The organism is Corynebacterium sp. 20-84 (assembly GCF_053479455.1).
This window is the reverse complement of the sequence record NZ_JBRBCB010000035.1, coordinates 1-626: the sequence shown is the minus strand read 5'-3', so window position 1 is coordinate 626 and position 626 is coordinate 1. Positions and strand designations below refer to the sequence as shown.

The 626-nt window shown below is 54.8% G+C and carries 1 rRNA gene; it reads right to left on the bottom strand.

Annotated features, from left to right (window positions below):
• A 23S ribosomal RNA gene (locus tag ACUY2Y_RS11715) occupies nt 1-626 on the bottom strand; the annotation flags it as partial.

The window sequence follows — 626 nt, the reverse complement described above, 5'->3', positions numbered from 1 at the left end:
GATATGCCGCGGCTTCGGCGGTGTACTTGAGCCCCACTGAATTGTCGGCGCGCAACCACTCGACCAGTGAGCTATTACGCACTCTTTCAAGGGTGGCTGCTTCTAAGCCAACCTCCTGGCTGTCTTCGCGATTACACATCCTTTTCCACTTAGTACACCCTTAGGGGCCTTAACCGGCGATCTGGGCTGTTTCCCTCTCGACTATGAAGCTTATCCCCCACAGTCTCACTGCCGCGCAACAATGTTTAACCGGCATTCGGAGTTTGGCTGACATTGCTAAGATGATAGTCCCGCTCAACCAACCAGTAGCTCTACCTCCGGCACACCTACGCGACGCTGCACCTAAATGCATTTCGGGGAGAACCAGCTATCACGGAGTTTGATTGGCCTTTCACCCCTACCCACAGCTCATCCCCGCAGTTTTCAACCTACGTGGGTTCGCGCCTCCACAACCTCTTACAGCTGCTTCACACTGGCCATGGGTAGATCACCCCGCTTCGGGTCCAGGACATGCCACTAAACACACAATTAGCATTCGCTTTCGCTACGACTACCCCACACGGGTTAACCTCGCGACATGCCGCTGACTCGCAGGCTCATTCTTCAAAAGGCACGCCATCACACAC